The 15,775-nt window shown below is 37.7% G+C and carries 14 protein-coding genes; 4 read left to right on the forward strand and 10 right to left on the reverse strand.

Going from position 1 to position 15,775, the window contains the following annotated elements; all coding sequences use genetic code 11:
• Positions 1–48 precede the first annotated feature (48 nt).
• Positions 49–2,124, forward strand: a complete 2,076-nt coding sequence (locus tag ACJVDK_RS16650; protein WP_443937792.1) for a M48 family metallopeptidase — start codon at positions 49–51, stop codon at positions 2,122–2,124.
• A gap of 38 nt (positions 2,125–2,162) precedes the next feature.
• Here the strand turns inward: ACJVDK_RS16650 and yiaA are convergent, their stop codons facing one another.
• The gene (gene yiaA / locus ACJVDK_RS16655) at positions 2,163–2,567 is read right to left on the reverse strand and encodes an inner membrane protein YiaA (protein ID WP_443937793.1); all 405 of its coding nucleotides are present in this window, start codon (positions 2,565–2,567) and stop codon (positions 2,163–2,165) included.
• 103 nt (positions 2,568–2,670) lie between these two features.
• Here yiaA and ACJVDK_RS16660 point away from each other — a divergent pair, with 103 nt between their 5' ends.
• Complete coding sequence (locus tag ACJVDK_RS16660) at positions 2,671–4,164, forward strand: NAD(P)H-hydrate dehydratase (RefSeq protein ID WP_443937794.1); 1,494 nt, start codon at positions 2,671–2,673, stop codon at positions 4,162–4,164.
• Positions 4,165–4,239: 75 nt separating this feature from the next.
• Complete coding sequence (locus tag ACJVDK_RS16665) at positions 4,240–4,950, forward strand: AIM24 family protein (protein WP_443937795.1); 711 nt, start codon at positions 4,240–4,242, stop codon at positions 4,948–4,950.
• A 52-nt stretch (positions 4,951–5,002) separates the two neighbouring features.
• On the opposite strand, the gene ACJVDK_RS16670 is transcribed toward ACJVDK_RS16665, so the two are convergent.
• The 3 genes from ACJVDK_RS16670 to lipA all read right to left on the reverse strand — a co-directional run bounded on the left by ACJVDK_RS16670 (position 5,003) and on the right by lipA (position 6,759).
• On the reverse strand, positions 5,003–5,230 hold the full coding sequence (locus ACJVDK_RS16670; protein ID WP_443937796.1) for a hypothetical protein: 228 nt from the start codon (positions 5,228–5,230) through the stop codon (positions 5,003–5,005).
• A 2-nt stretch (positions 5,231–5,232) separates the two neighbouring features.
• Complete coding sequence (locus ACJVDK_RS16675; RefSeq protein WP_443937797.1) at positions 5,233–5,775, reverse strand: RNA polymerase sigma factor; 543 nt, start codon at positions 5,773–5,775, stop codon at positions 5,233–5,235.
• Between the two features lie 90 nt (positions 5,776–5,865).
• A complete protein-coding gene (gene lipA / locus ACJVDK_RS16680) occupies positions 5,866–6,759 on the reverse strand; it encodes a lipoyl synthase (protein WP_443937798.1) in 894 nt (297 codons plus the stop codon).
• Positions 6,760–7,158: 399 nt separating this feature from the next.
• Here lipA and ACJVDK_RS16685 point away from each other — a divergent pair, with 399 nt between their 5' ends.
• On the forward strand, positions 7,159–8,667 hold the full coding sequence (locus ACJVDK_RS16685) for a malate:quinone oxidoreductase (RefSeq protein WP_443937799.1): 1,509 nt from the start codon (positions 7,159–7,161) through the stop codon (positions 8,665–8,667).
• A gap of 76 nt (positions 8,668–8,743) precedes the next feature.
• Here ACJVDK_RS16685 and ytxJ read toward each other — a convergent pair whose 3' ends face one another.
• The 6 genes from ytxJ to ACJVDK_RS16715 form a co-directional block, all read right to left on the reverse strand.
• Complete coding sequence (gene ytxJ / locus ACJVDK_RS16690) at positions 8,744–9,076, reverse strand: bacillithiol system redox-active protein YtxJ (RefSeq protein ID WP_443937800.1); 333 nt, start codon at positions 9,074–9,076, stop codon at positions 8,744–8,746.
• Positions 9,077–9,120: 44 nt separating this feature from the next.
• Positions 9,121–9,243 carry a hypothetical protein gene (locus tag ACJVDK_RS16695; RefSeq protein ID WP_443937801.1) on the reverse strand — a complete coding sequence of 41 codons (123 nt, stop codon included), beginning with the start codon at positions 9,241–9,243 and terminating at the stop codon, positions 9,121–9,123.
• 48 nt (positions 9,244–9,291) lie between these two features.
• Positions 9,292–9,783, reverse strand: a complete 492-nt coding sequence (gene ribH, locus ACJVDK_RS16700) for a 6,7-dimethyl-8-ribityllumazine synthase (RefSeq protein ID WP_443937802.1) — start codon at positions 9,781–9,783, stop codon at positions 9,292–9,294.
• Positions 9,784–9,852: 69 nt separating this feature from the next.
• Complete coding sequence (locus ACJVDK_RS16705) at positions 9,853–11,448, reverse strand: response regulator (RefSeq protein WP_443937803.1); 1,596 nt, start codon at positions 11,446–11,448, stop codon at positions 9,853–9,855.
• Between the two features lie 15 nt (positions 11,449–11,463).
• A complete protein-coding gene (locus ACJVDK_RS16710) occupies positions 11,464–12,300 on the reverse strand; it encodes a CheR family methyltransferase (protein WP_443937804.1) in 837 nt (278 codons plus the stop codon).
• Between the two features lie 2 nt (positions 12,301–12,302).
• Positions 12,303–15,743: a response regulator gene (locus tag ACJVDK_RS16715; RefSeq protein WP_443937805.1), complete on the reverse strand. Its 3,441-nt coding sequence runs from the start codon at positions 15,741–15,743 to the stop codon at positions 12,303–12,305.
• Between the last annotated feature and the right edge of the window lie 32 nt (positions 15,744–15,775).

Here is a 15,775-nt window from a genome sequence, read left to right on the forward strand (position 1 = left end):
TATTTTGTGACTGATTTTAGTATATTGCCAGCTTAATTTAACTCCCTTATGATTACCAGTGCTCTCAAGCCCTCAGAAAAATTCCAAAAAATGGCCATTCAGGCCGTTTTGGCAATTGTCTTATTTGTTTTAGTCTATTTGATACTGGTAGCATTGGCTATTGGTTTAACCATTTTATGTTGTTTCTTAGGTATTTCCTTGATTGTTGCTCACCCCAGTTTTATTACCTTAATGTTGGGCGGTGGAGCCCTGCTTTTTGGTATCTTGATTTTTAGTTTTTTGATTAAATTTATCTTTAAATCAACAAAAATAGACCGTTCGCATTTGACGGAGATTACCGCTGAGGAACATCCGAAATTGTTCGAATTAATTCGGTCGATTGTGGCGGAAGTAGGTACTAAATTTCCGAAAAAGGTTTACGTTTCATCTGAGGTAAATGCTTCCGTTTTTTACGATTCGAGTTTTTGGAGCATGTTTTTCCCAGTCAGAAAGAATCTACAAATTGGTTTGGGGCTAATGAATGGGGTGTCTACCGATGAACTAAGTGCGATTTTGGCGCATGAGTTTGGTCATTTCTCTCAAAAAAGCATGAAAGTAGGTAGCTACGTGTACAACGTAAATCAGGTGATTTACAACATGCTTTATGAGAACGAAGGCTTTGGCGAATTTGCCAGTAAGGCGGCAAGTATCAGTAATTACTTTGCACTTTTTGTAACCATCGCCGATAAAGTAATCCAAGGAATCCAGTTTGTATTGATAAAGTTGTACAATGTGATCAATTTAAGTCATTTGGCGCTATCGCGCGAAATGGAATTTCATGCCGATACAGTTGCCGCCCATGTAACTGGTTCTGCACCTTTAATTGATTCCTTATTGCGGTTAAGTTTAGCCGATTCGGCAATGGAAACGGTACTTAGTTATTATAGTAAGAAAATTTCAGTAAACGAGCGCCCTGATAATATCTATCCTCAGCATCATTTTGTAATGGATTGCATAGCCCAGTCAAGAAATTTTCCGATGGTAGATGGCGTGCCACAGATTCCGGAAGAATTTTACAGTAAATTCAATCGTTCGAAATTGGTCATAAAAAATCAATGGGCTTCTCACCCAAGCACAGAAGAGCGCATTGCACATTTAAAACAGCTAAATATTCCAACCAAAACGAAACGAACAAAAATTTCGATTGAATTACTGGCTGATAATGAAACGGTATACACCACGGTAACCGGCGCATTATTCAGTAGGGTGAGTTATGAAAAAATGCCAACCATAACCGATTTCGAAAAATTCAAAGAAGAATATTTAAAAGAATTTAAAGCGAATACCTACCCGCTGTTATTTAACAATTATTACGATTACCGGAATCCCGCGGTAGAAATGGATGAAGCGTTTTTTATTCAACCTTTGGTCGATTTTACAATTACTGCCAAGGAATTATTTGACGATGAACGGTTAACGGCTTTGTACGAAAACAGAAGTATTCAGAACGATTTGGAAAGTATTAAGCAAATAGCAGATAAAAGAATAGATGTGAAAAGTTTTGACTATGATGGCCAAAAGTATTCCATTATTGATTGCGATAATTTACTTAACCATTTACAAAATGATCTGGATGAGAACGTTCAGAAGTTAAAAGAATTTGATAAAAATATTTTCGAATATTTTAGGTTTAAAGCAGCTGAACAAGATGCTGCTAATTTGTTTAAAGAGCACTTTTTCGCTTATAAAGCAGCATTTAACGTGTTTGAAAAGCAATGTAATACGTATGATGATTTGGTGAAAAGCGCCTCGTTTGTTCATGAAACCACACCATTCGAAATTATTGAGCAGAAAATGGTTGCGCTTAAAGAACAAGAAGTAGGTTTTAAAGCAATGTTTTTGGAGATGGTAAATTCTGAAGAATATACGGGTTTAATTACGGCAGAAATGAAAGAACGTACTTTAGCATATGTAAACACCACGCTTAAATATTTTGCAGGCAAGCAATATTTCGACCAAGAATTAGAAGTTTTTTTTACTGCTTTGAACGATTTTCTCTACCTGATTTCCGAAAAGCATAGTAACGCCAAAAGAGAACTACTCAATTTTGAAGTTAGTTTAGAAACAACCGTATTAACGGCCTAAAACAAAGCCCGATTCAAACTAGAATCGGGCTATTTTTTTTATTCTACATCATGGTTCTTCTGCAATTGCCCATCTCGTGTATTTTTTTGCACAGTGATGGCCCCAAATAAAGAGAGGAGAAAAGCAAAAGCGTAAAAACCTTTTTCACTTGGAAGCAATGTTGCGTTCCATAAGCCAATTACCAACAAGGCAATGGTTAATAGTGTAGAAAACCAGCTCAATCCGTAGTAGATTTCAGTTACCGGAACGCCTTCTAATTTGTCGCGTACGGCCTTTTGAAGTGATACTACGGCAAATAAACCGAACATAAGCACGGTAAAGTAATATCCTTTTTCATTTAATAGCATTTCGGAACGCCATAGGCCTACAATAAAGCCAATCATTCCAACGCCCAAAGCAATCCAAGAAGCTGCAATAAAGGCATTTGATGGTTTTTGATTCATTTTCGCATTAATTATTTATAATGAATGTATAAAAAGAAATGGAAAATGCAAAAATCATGCGAGGTTAAGAATCCACAAATAAAATAAATGCTATATTAGAGTTATGCAAACACTGCTCACATCTGCTCAGATGCGTCAAGCGGATGAATTTACCATTGAAAATTTGCCTATTGCTTCCATCGATTTGATGGAAAAAGCAGCACGGGCATTTGTACAGGCTTTCCTGCGGGATGAATTTGATACCAATAAAAGTATCGCAGTTTTTTGTGGTACAGGAAATAACGGTGGCGATGGTTTGGCAATCGCAAATTTGCTTTTAACCAACGGCTATGAAAATATCAAGGTGTACCTGGTTAATTTTAGTGCCAAGCAAAGTGCCGATTACAGCATCAATTTTCAGCGTATCTCGGAAAGAAGGGTAAAAAAAATAGAAATCAATACCGCTTCCGATTTAAAAAATATTCGTGTCGATATCATTATCGACGCCATTTTAGGTTCGGGTTTAAACAAGCCTTTATCAGGGGAATATGCTAGTTTGGTGCAGGCCATCAATAAATGGAATAGGAAAGTTTATTCGGTAGATGTGCCTACAGGTTTTTTTGCCGAAGGGCCCTTACCTCCGGATTTAATTTGTATCAAAGCTTACAAAACGATTTGTTTTCAACGGCCTAAGATTAATTTTTTCTTTCCGGAATCGGTGCAAGCTACCGAAACTTTCGAAGTGGTCGGCATTGGCCTAGATGAAGTATTTATCCAAAATCAAGCATCCGCTTTTCAAGTGGTTCAGGCAAGTGATGTTTTGCAACGAATAAAAAGACGCCCTTTGTTTAGTCATAAAGGAACCTATGGACACGCCTTAATCATAGCCGGAAACACCAACACCATGGGCGCAGCCTTACTCTCCTCAGAAGCGTGCCTACATGCAGGGGCGGGTTTGGTAACCGCTTGTATCCCGCAGAGCGGATTAACCGCATTAAACACCCGGATACCGGAGGTAATGGCAATCGTTAGGGATGAAAATACGCGTATCCAAAACACAGCAAAATATCATTCCATTACGATTGGCCCAGGTTTAGGGACCTCAAGCGAAAATGAGCAGTTTTTAGCGGCATTAATCGAGGAAGAATTACCCCTAATTGTGGATGCTGATGCCCTAACGCTTTTAGCCAACAACAAAGAATTGCTTGACAAGCTGCCTAGAAAATCAATTCTTACGCCACATATGAAAGAATTTGATCGTTTATTTGGCGAACACGCAGATTGGTGGAGCAGAGTGCAAAAAGCATCAACAGAAGCAAAAAACAGGGGGATTGTTCTGGTGCTTAAAAATCAATATACCTTTATTTGCACACCGGAGGGCAATATATTCCTAAACCCAACCGGCAATCCGGCCATGGCGCAAGCAGGAATGGGAGATGTTTTAACGGGCGTAATAACCGCCTTTATTGCACAAGGATATTCAAATGCTGACGCAGCCATGTTAGCATGCTATTTGCATGGAAAAGCAGGAGATACCTTGGGAGAACAAAATTTTGTGGTTTCGGCTAGTCAAGTGGCAACGCAATTATCCAAAGAGTTGAAAAACATTTTTTTCTAGTGAAACGATAACAAAGAATTTGTTCGCAGACCAATGGCATAAAACCTTAAGAAAATAACGTAATAATCAAGAAACATGAGTACGGAAAAAAAAGAATACACCTTAAAAGAATTGATTGCTGAAACGGCTGAAAACCAACAAGAAAATGATTTTTTTGAATTGGAGAAACCCGCTTTGCTGGAAATAAACCTAAAGGGTCAAAAAATTATGGCAAAGGCAGGTTCCATGGTGGCCTATTTAGGAAATATCGATTTTAAGCGCGAAGGCCTATTAAGCAAAGGTTTAGGAGGCTTAATCAAAAAAGCAATCTCGGGCGAAGGAACATCCTTAATGCATGCAGCGGGTACAGGTAAATTGTACTTAGCCGATGAAGGTAAAAAAGTGAAGATAATTAAATTGCAAAACGAATCAATTTTTGTGAATGGAAACGATGTTTTAGCCTTAGAAGATTCCATCCAAAATGAGATAAAAATGCTTAAAAGTATTGCGGGTATGATTAGTGGAGGCCTATTTCAAGTAAAGCTTTCGGGTTCGGGCTACATTGCTATTACGACCCATGGCGAGCCAATTCTATTGCGCGTACATGCGAATCAACCCGTATACACCGACCCACATGCAACAGTAGCTTGGTCCGAAAACCTATCGCCAAATATTAAAACGAATTTAACTTTTGGTTCTTTTATTGGACGTGGAAGTGGAGAATCTTTACAATTGGAGTTTTTTGGCGAGGGCTGGGTATTGGTGCAGCCATACGAAGAAGTAAAATATGCGCAAAAATCGCATTAAGAAAATTAAGGGCCAATTTCACGTAAATTGGCTTTTTTATTTTAGTGCAGCACTAACGGCCTAATTTTTCATATACTTTCATCCAAACCTCATCGGCGGGTTGTACCGCATTTACCAAAGCATACTGTTTCAATGCAATTTCAATGGCCTCTATTTCTAAGCGAATTTCTGGATAAAGGTTAGCAAAGCCTTGCACATTTGTACGCTCTGCGGTCGATAAAACGCCCAAAACGTACAATTCCAGTATGCCAGATTCGATGTAAGCTTTTAAGTTCTCCACGCTCAATTAAAATTTTTCCTCAACTCCGTTATCGCCAATCGAACGCGAGTTTTAACCGTTCCTAAAGGTATTTGTAGCTTTTCTGCAGCTTCAGTTTGGGTAAAACCCTGATAATAAACTAAATTAAGGACATCTTGTAATTCGGGTCTCAGCTCGTTAACAAGTTGCTTAACACCCAAAACATCCGGATTATAGCTTACCTGATGCTGCTCTTCTATACTATGTACGTTATTTTCAAGGTCTTGGTTTTTGAGGGTGTTCTTAAAATCTCTTGAGCGAAGTTTGTCAATGGATAAATTACGGGCAATATTCATCATCCAAGTAAATAAACGGCCTTTCGAATTGTCGTAATTACAGGCAGATTGCCAAATTTTTACAAAGGTTTCTTGTAAAACATCTTTAGCGAGTTCGGTATCGGGAATAATGCGCGAAATAACACCGTATAAAGATGCCGAATACATCTTATAAAGCGTTTTTAAAACCACTGGGTTTTGCTTTTGTAAACCTAAAATAAGTTCCGGCTCAGATAGAGGTAATTTTTTCAATGCATTCGGGCTTAGTGCTAATATACAATTCGCACGGTAAATAACAAAAAAACCTAGTTATCCACCTGCATTCAGAACCAACAAATTACGTTATACAATCCCTTCAATCGGGAATAAGTGTTTTTCCGCATGGTATGATGAACGTACCAAAGGGCCACTTTCTACATATTTTAATCCTTTGCTTAAGCCCACTTCTTTGTACATGGCAAAGGTATCTGGATGAATCCAGTCTACTACCGGATGGTGGCTGCGTGTAGGTTGTAAATATTGCCCTAACGTTAAAATATGCACACCATTAGCTACTAAGTCGTCCATTGCCTCAAAAATATCTTCTTCAGTTTCGCCCAAACCTAGCATAATGCCCGTTTTTGTACGCAATCCAAATTCTGATATCCTTTTTAAAGCCTCTAAACTTCGGTCGTATTTTGCCTGTATACGCACCTGACGGGTTAAGCGTTTCACCGTTTCCATGTTGTGCGAAACTACCTCTGGGCGCTCCTCTAATACACGGTATAGATTATCCCATTGGCCTTTAAAATCCGGGATCAATGTTTCTAACGTAGTAATTGGACTTTCTCTGCGGATGGCTTGTAACGTTTCAGCCCAAATAATAGAACCACCATCTTTCAAGTCATCACGGTCAACCGATGTAATTACACAATGCTTAACACCCATTAATTTTACCGAGTTTGCCACGCGATTTGGCTCATCCACATCTACCGCCAAAGGTCGGCCAGTTGCAACGGCACAAAATGAACAACTACGTGTACAAATATTACCCAAAATCATAAATGTAGCTGTACCAGCACCCCAACACTCGCCCATATTCGGACAATTTCCACTCTCGCAAATCGTATGTAATTTATGCGTATCCACTAAACTACGCACTTGCGCGTATTCTTTCCCAACAGGCAATTTTACGCGCAACCAATCCGGTTTACGTTTTACTTCAGTTTCAGCAGGTACTACAGGTAATCCAATCATGGGGCAAAGTTAAACAATCCAAGTCAAAACTTAGAATTCTAAAATGTTTGCGGCTTGTAAATTCATGCAGAAAGCGCTTTAAATAAATTGGAAAGATACTTCTCTGCTCCAAACAAACAGCAGCCCGTCTTTCCGTTTTATCTTTTTGGCTTTGAAATAGTGTAAAATGAAACAAAATGCAGCCAAAAAGGATGCCACTCCAAAACGGTTTAGGGAACAAAAGTCTGTAAAATAAACGCAGATTTTCCCGGCAAAAGCTGGTGAAAAATACAAGGGCTTAAAAAATGCGGTTTCAAAATGAATTAATTCTAATTTTTGCGCAATTTTTTAACTTTTTGAGGGTTTAAAATTCGTGGCAACTAGAAAACTATTTTAAATTTGCAACAGCTTTAAGATAAAATGACAAAAAAGAAAAAGACAGTTGGTAAAACTGACACAGATGTAATTCTGATTGGAGCGGGCATAATGAGCGCCACGCTCGGTGTTTTGTTAAAAGAATTAGAACCCAACTTAAGTATCGAAATTTACGAGCGTTTAGACGTTGCAGCAGCCGAAAGTTCTGATGCATGGAATAACGCAGGTACTGGGCATTCGGCTTTTTGTGAGTTAAATTATACTCCTGAAAAGAAAGACGGTACCATCGAAATTAAAAAGGCTATTCAAATTGCCGAAAATTTTGAAGTATCCAAACAATTTTGGGCATATCTAATCGAAAAGGGATTAATTAGCAATCCCGAAAACTTTATTCGTAAAATCCCGCACATGAGTTTTGTTTGGGGTAAAAAGAATATCGAATATCTTAAAAAACGTTACGAAGCATTAAGCACGTGTAACCTGTTTAACGACATGGAATACACCGAAGATGCCGCATTGATTCAGAACTGGGCACCATTAATTATGGAAGACCGTAAAAAAACTGATAAAGTGGCTGCAACCAAAATGGACATCGGTACCGATGTTAACTTCGGCTCGCTTACACGCGATATGTTCAATTATCTTAAAGGTCAAGAAAAAGTTAAGCTTCATTTTAATCACGAAATTCGCGATTTAAAGAAAAATAAAGAAGGAAACTGGGTTGTAAAAGTTCGCAATTTAGATACCAAAGAAAAGCAAAATCGCACAGCTAAATTTGTATTCATTGGTGCCGGAGGCGGTTCCTTACCGTTACTAGAAAAATCGGATATTGAAGAAGGAAAAGGTTTTGGCGGTTTCCCAGTAAGCGGACAATGGCTAAAATGTACCAACGAAGAAATTATTGCCAAACACCATGCAAAAGTGTACGGTAAAGCTAGCGTGGGCGCACCACCAATGTCGGTACCGCATTTAGATACCCGCATGATTAACGGTAAACAAGCCTTGCTTTTTGGTCCTTATGCAGGTTTTTCTACTAAATTTTTGAAAAACGGCTCATATCTCGATTTACCAAAATCGATTAAGTTTAATAACATCCGCCCGATGATTTCGGCAGGTTTAAGCAACATCGATTTAACAAAATATTTAATCGAACAAGTACGCCAATCTCCAGAGGACAGATTAGAGGCTTTAAAAGAATATTTACCAAGTGCTCAGTTAAAAGATTGGGAATTGGAATATGCAGGCCAACGCGTTCAAGTAATTAAGAAAGATGAGAAAAAAGGCGGAATTTTAGAATTCGGTACAGAGGTGGTAAGCGCTGCCGACGGATCTATAGCTGCTTTATTAGGCGCATCTCCAGGTGCTTCAACAGCGGTTTCAATTATGTTAGAATTGCTAAGTCGTTGCTTTAAAGAGGATTTAGCGACTGCTGAATGGCAGGCTAAAATTGTAGAAATGATTCCTACCTACGGTAAGGAGCTCGCAAAAGACACGGAACTATCAAAAGCAACGAGAAGTAGAACCTCGAAGATTTTGAAAATAGAAAATGCATAAAAAAAATACCGCTGAAAAGTCTCTTACAAAAGAAATACTTTTCAGCGGTTTATAATTTTGTCGAAAATAAAGCGAATTAAGCGGCAATTACCTCGGCAACCTCTTCGGCAGAAATATCGCTATGCGATGCCTCCAAAATACAATCCCCATTTTTAATTAATAAAATTTGTGGCGATTGATGCGCTACCTGAAACAATTCGGCAATTTCATTAGAGATTTCCCGGTAAGCAATTAAATCCAAAAAATACAAATTAGTTTCTTGCGGAATCACATCCCAGTTGAACTCGAAATTACGTTTCGCCATCATGCTAATAGAGCAGCGGGTACTGTGCTTAAAAATAAGCGAATAGCCCTCGGCATTTTTAATTTCGTTTAATTGTTCTAGAGAAGTGAGATTAAGCCAATTCATTTTTGTAGTTATGGGGTGTAAATGAGCGCTATTTGAGTAAAATATTAGTTTCTTCTACTTTTTCCTTCAGGATATGAGCTATATGCCGGGCATAGTTTTGACGAACAAGATTGTAAGATGGTACAGGTACAAACGACCGCCAATAATAGAATGGCTAATTTCTTCATGAATGATTAATTTTAATGCTCTAAGATAGTAATACTTTATGAATTAATTTAAATAGTAGCCGAAAAATCAGCCATTTTGATTGCTGTAATGGCAGCTTCGTCGCCTTTGTTACCATGCTTTCCTCCAGCGCGATCCTGCGCTTGTTCCAAATTATCAGTGGTTAAAACACCAAAAATAACAGGCTTGCTATATTTAATGGAAACATTAGTTACACCGTTTGCAACCGCATCACAAATGAAATCGAAATGTCTGGTTTCGCCTTGGATAACGCAACCCAAACAAATAACCGCATCTACATCGTGTCTTTTACTCAATAAAATATCGGCTGCGCCTGATAATTCAAATGTTCCAGGAACTGGAATTGAAACAATGTTTTCTTCTTTTACGCCGTTTTCTAGTAACGTTTTTAACGCACCGTTGTATAATGCGCCTGTAATTTCAGCATTCCATTCGGCCACTAGAATGCCAAAGGTATAATTCGCTCCATTCGGAACCGTTGTATGTGAAAAATCTGATAGATTTTTTAGTTGTGTAGCCATAAAGCAAAGATACTGTTAAGCCTCAAATGTTAAAAGGAAAACTGTTGGTTTGATGTAAGATTTAAAGCACTACAAAGGCTTGTTTGCATGTAATATGATTTTTTGGTGTAACGTGTTTACTTTGAATGGTTTGCCAACCACATCATTTGCGCCAGCCATTAAAGCGGTTTCTTTATCTTTATCCAATACGCCAGCCGAGAAGGTAATAATGGGAATCTGTTCTTTCCCCGGTATATGGCCTAAGCGGATTTTCTTAATCGCTTCCAAACCGTTCATAACCGGCATATAGGTGTCCATTAAGATTAAGTGGAAGTCATTTTCTTTTAAAATATCTAAAGCTTCTTGCCCGTTTTCTACTACGGTGGTTTCAACATCCCAACGGGTTAAAATTTTAACAATTAAGAATTTATTAATTTGATTATCCTCCGCAATTAATACTTTGTATCCTTTTAACGAGGTTAAGAGATGCTCCTCACTGTGTGTTTGTTCAATTTTTTTGTCTTTAACAAATTCGTACCAGCGGGTAAAGGTAAACGTGCTTCCTTTGCCCTCTTCGCTTACTACATTTAACATTCCACCTTTCAGTTCCGTTAGTTTTTTAACAATGGATAAGCCCAATCCAGTTCCACCGTAATGCATTACCGATTGATCTTCGGCCTGTTCAAATGAATCAAAAATCTTACTTAAATTTTCTTGAGAAATACCAATTCCGGTATCAATTACACTGAACTCAATTTGAACGTTGTTGCTTTTTTTGTTTTTTACTTTGGCAGCAAGTGTTACGCTTCCAACCGAGGTAAATTTAATCGCATTGCTTAATAAATTCAATAGTATTTGATTCAGTCTTAAAGAATCGGCCACAATAATATCCGGTAATTCGGGATCAATGTCGGTTAAGAGTTGAATGTTTTTTTCAATCGCTCTGATTTTAAGTAGGTTGATGGCGTTTTCAATTAATAATTTAATATCCATTTCGGCAAAATGGATTTTAAATTTACCTGCCTCAATTTTCGAAATATCTAGAATATCGTTTATGACGCCTAATAAAGAATCGGATGAAATAGTTAAAAGATTTACTATTTCTTTTTGAGCATCATCTAGATTGCTTTTTTCCAATAAGTGGACCAACCCAATAATCCCGTTTATCGGTGTGCGAATTTCATGACTCATATTTGCCAAGAAATTTTCTTTCGCACGTTTGCCTTGTTCTGCTTCTTCTTTGGCTTTTATGAGCTCTCTTTGAATAAGTTCTAGCTGACGGTTTTTTTCTTTAATTTGGCGTTGGCTGCGGGCTAATTGAAGAAACGAGTCTACTTTTGCAGAGGTAATGTAGGGATCTAATGGTTTGTATAGATAATCGATTGCCCCAACATTTAATCCTTTAATGGCGTATTTAGCTTCAAATGAAATTGCGGTAACAAAAATGACCATAATTTCTTTTGTTCGCGGATTATTCTTTAAAATTTCAACCAATTCAAAACCATCCATCCCTGGCATTTGAACATCAACAAGCGCAATGGCAATGTCTTTTTCCCAACAAATGCGCAAGGCTTCATTTGGAGAGGTGGTTGTTATAATATTGGTATCGTGATTAAATAAGAGTGCTTCGAGGGCTACTATATTTTCTTGTTTGTCATCAACAATTAGGAGATTAAGTTTATTCATAAGGTTGACTTTAACTTAGATAATTTTTTGATAGATGTTTTTATGGCGATCAATTATTTTAAATCGTTTTGCAAACTCAGAATCGCGAATAGTTTCTTTGCTTCCTAAGCATAAAAAACCAAAGGTAGTTAAACTGTTGTAAAAGAGTTCGATTACTTTATTTTGCAGTTCAGTATTGAAATAAATTAACACATTGCGACAAGATATAAGCTGAAACTCATTAAACGGGTTATCCGAAACTAAATTGTGAGAGGCAAATAAGCAATTCTTTTTTAAACTCCGATTAATTAAAGCAGCATCGTATTGGGCTGTATAGTAATTTGAAAGAGAGTATTTTGGTTCGGTGGCAAGGTAATTTTCAGAATAGAGTTTCATTTTCTGCAAATTATAAATACCTGCTTTTGCTTTCTCTAAAACTTTTCCATTGATGTCGGTTCCGTAAAAAAATGTACGATCATATAAGTTTTCTTCTTGAAAAAGAATGGAGAAAGAGTATAATTCTTCGCCAGTAGAGCAACCGGCGTTCCATACCTTTATGTGCGGATATGATTTTAAATACGGAAGAATATTTTTTTTTACGGCAATGAAAAAAGGAGCGTCGCGGAACATTTCGGTTACATTGACGGTAATACTTTCTAAAAAGGTGTCGAAATAGGAGGAGGTATTTGTGAGTTGATTTTTTAAATCAAAAATACTCCACTTCTGATTATTCAAAATGAGGTTAACACGCCTTTTAAGAGAGGCCTGCGCATAGTTTCCGAAATCGAAACCGTGGATATTTTTAATTAGCTCAATTAAATCTTTCAGTTCCGATGAAGAAATTTCATAGTTGTTAATGGGTTGCTTGTTCATCGTTAACTGAGCCAAACCCGCATCATGGATACGAGCTTATCAATGTCTACTGGTTTTGAAATATAATCGTTGGCTCCGGCTTTAATGCATTTTTCGCGATCGTTTTTCATCGCTTTTGCGGTTAATGCAATAATAGGCAACTTGGCCGTTTTTTTATTTTTACGAATGTGTTGCATGGTTTCGTAACCGTCCATTTCGGGCATCATGATGTCCATTAATATCAGATCGATTTTTGAATGACTCTCCAATTGTTTTAAGGCCTCCGCACCATTATTAGCTACTACAACATTCATTTTATACGCTTGAAACGCACTTGAAAGCGCGAAAACATTTCGCATATCGTCGTCTGTAATTAAAATAGTTTTATTGCTGAGGGTTTTTTCTAAACTATGACTCGATTTCTTTCTGCTCTCAATCACAGGCGCGTACATTTCAACAGGTTGATCAGATTGATTTTGGAGTTTGTTAATGAATAGACTTACTTCATCTAACAATCGATCGTTCGATTTTTCTGTTTTCATGACCATGGCATCCGTATCTTTCAAAATATGCGCCATTTGTTCTTTGTCAAGCTCCATCGCCGTATTGATGATGATGGGTAAATGTTGCAACGATGGATCCGATTTCAGTTTGTCCAATAGGGCAATACCAGAAATATCGGGCAAGACTAAGTCTAAAACAATGCAATCAAAGCCTTGTTGCTGGAGCGCTTTTAAGGCTGCCTCTCCCGTACGAACCACCGAAACATTTATGCCTTTTTCAAAAAGCTGAGCCTTTAAAATGCTGGCTTCTTTTGCTTGATTATCAATGATTAAGATGTTTTTTAAGGCCTTAGGATCTTCTTGGATTAAGAGATTAAATGCCCGATCCAAACTTTCCTTTTCTACTGGTTTCTTTAAAAAACCAATAGCTCCTTCTTTTTTAGCTTGAATTGGTTTTTCATCGCCTGCCGACATCATGTGGATGGGGATGTGTTTTGTCTCAGGATTTTCCTTGAGTGCTTTTAATACGCTCCATCCATCCATTACCGGTAGCATTACATCTAGCACGATGGCGTCGGGGAGTTCTTTTTGCGCTATTTCTAAGCCTACATCGCCGCTATAGGCTACCATGGGATTGAAGCCTTTGTCAAGCGCATAATCTTTTAAAACAGAGGCAAATGTTTCATCGTCTTCGATAATTAGCAATGTACTACCTTTTTTGGGCCTTTCATGTGAATCTGAACGGATAATAACTTCTTTTTCTACATGGATTTCTTCTTCTTCCCCCTCTTTCGGTGATTCGATTACGAGGTTTTGTGGCAAGAATAGGGTAAAGGTGCTGCCAACTGATAATTCGCTTTGTACCTGAATTTCTCCTCCTAAAATAGCGGCTAATTCCTTGCTGATGGATAAGCCTAATCCAGTACCACCATATTTTCGGCTGGTTGAGCCGTCTTCTTGTTGAAAAGCTTCGAAAATGATGTTTAATTTTTCTTTTGAAATACCAATTCCAGAATCCTTTATCTTAAAATAGAGTGGCTGTTCCGCTGCATTTTTAAGTCTATTTCTTTTGCACTCTGCCGGGTTTGCTAGACCCATTTCAAGAGAAACATGACCATGTTTTGAAGTAAATTTAAAAGCATTTGATAACAAATTTTTAATGATTTGCTCAAGCCGTACCTGATCCGTATGAAAAGTGGCAGGTAAACTTTGCTCAAGCTTCATTTCGAACGTTATATCTTTCTGTTTGGCAATTTCAGCGAAAAGTGCCGTCATATTTTCTTCGATCGTGTGCAAGTTGATATCTTGCAGGTGGAGGTCTATATTGCCCGATTCTATTTTAGAAAGATCTAAAATGTCGTTGATCAAATTTAATAAATCGCTTCCTGCATTGCGAATTACACCCGCATATTTAACCTGCTCGTTGGTTAAATTAAGTTGTTGGTTTTCATGGAGTATTTGCGCTAAAATTAAAATACTATTTAAAGGAGTGCGCAGTTCATGACTCATGTTGGCTAAAAACTCCGATTTATACTTATTGCTTAGCTCCAGTTCTTCGGCTTTTGCGCTGATGGATTCGTTCGCTTTATTAATTAATTCATTGCGTTCCTCCAACAGAAGCGCTTTTTCCTCCAACTCGGCATTGGCATGCTGAAGTTCTTCTTGTTGTACTTTAAGTTCTTCTTCCGATGCCTGTAAGGCTTCCGTTTTATGTAATAGTGCCTCATTGGTACTGTACAGTTCTTCTTTTTGGGCGGTTAATTCAATCGATTGTTGTTTGGTTTGTTCAAACAATTGTTGCAGTTTTTTGAGCCCGATGGCACGATTTAATGCAATGCCAATACTATCGCTGAGGGTTTTAATTAACTCAATATTCTTTTCTTCCGGAGGATTTATAAAACCGAATTCTAGCACCGCAAGGATTTTGTCTTCAAATGAAATGGGTAGAATAAATAAAGTCAAAGGACTGATTGTTCCCAATCCTGATTGGATGTGTAGGTAGTTGTTGGGGATATTTTCAATCAATTTTGGTTTTCTTTCCAAAGCCGTTTGTCCTACCAAGCCATCGCCTAATTTGAATGAGGTTATTCCGTTTTCCGGATAGGCAAACGTTGCTGAAAGTTCCATTCGCTGATTGTGCTCGTTGAGGATGAAAATGCCTCCCATCTGCGCGCCTAGTTGATTACAAAGTGCTGTCACAATATTGGATGATAGTTCATCTACTTTTTGCTGTCCACGAATAGATTGATTAATAATGGCCGCCTGACTGAGGTGCCAATTGTTGTATTCGTTCTGTGCAGATATTTCGGCTAAGTGTGTGTTTTTCTGCAGAATTTCTGTTTCTATTTGTTTTTGACGCGTAAAAGTGCTGCGGATGTAGCGCAAGAGAAACAAAATCAAACCAAAAATAATAATGGAACTGCCTAAAACGATGATAATGGTTTTGTCGCTACTTTTTTGCCAATATTCTTTTCTTTCCCTTAAAAGTAAAAGTTCACTATCAATCAGCTCGTCGTTTAATTTCAGGAATTCAATTTTTAGATCTTCTCCCTCATTGCTTAGCGCGATATCGAGTGGATTATTAATTCTTTCTTCGAGATTGCTAAGTTTTAAATGAATGAGGGATTCTATTTTTTTGCTTATTTTTTTGTGTTTGGGATTTTGAATAAGTGCCGATAATTGCGAAACCGCGGGTAATAAATCCTCACTCGAAATTTTGTACGCTCTTAAGTGTTTACTGTCTTTATTTAACAAATAACCGCGAAGACTAGCCTCGGTGTTTACCAAGTCGAGCTCAATTTTTTGAGCAACTCTAATAACATCATTGGTGTGATCAACGGCTGCGGAACTTTTAGAAAGCGATTGGATACTTAAGTACGAACTAAGTGCCGATATAAACACAAATAATAGCGTAATGGCAAACCCATTTAGTACTTGTTGTTTGAAGTTTAGTTTAATCATTTTTAATTCTATGTATCAATAATGTAGAATAT

This window comes from Pedobacter paludisoli, from assembly GCF_052344095.1.
Lineage (GTDB): Bacteria > Bacteroidota > Bacteroidia > Sphingobacteriales > Sphingobacteriaceae > Pedobacter.